Source organism: Virgibacillus salexigens (assembly GCF_014905415.1).
Classification (GTDB): Bacteria; Bacillota; Bacilli; order Bacillales; family Amphibacillaceae; genus Virgibacillus; species Virgibacillus salexigens.
On sequence record NZ_BNEO01000182.1, the window covers coordinates 1 to 294 of the forward strand.

Annotated in this window: 1 pseudogene; it reads left to right on the forward strand. The window is 36.1% G+C overall.

Annotated elements, in window-relative coordinates:
* A pseudogene (locus tag JKP73_RS22755) lies at positions 1-294 on the forward strand (tryptophan--tRNA ligase); the annotation flags it as partial.

Genomic DNA, 294 nt, shown 5'->3' on the forward strand with positions numbered 1-294 from the left:
GATATCGACCCGGTCGGTGAAGATCATAAGCAGCATTTAGAGTTAACAAGGAACCTAGCCCAACGGTTTAATAACAAATATAATGATATCTTTACGGTTCCAGAGGTCAGTATTCCAAAAGATGGTGCTCGGATTATGTCTTTACAAGATCCAACGAAGAAAATGAGTAATTCCGATTCGAATGAAAAAGGATTTATTTCAATGCTTGATGAACCAAAGAAAATTGAAAAGAAAATTAAAAGTGCGGTCACCGACTCGGAAGGAAAAGTAAAGTACGATAAAGAAAATAAACCT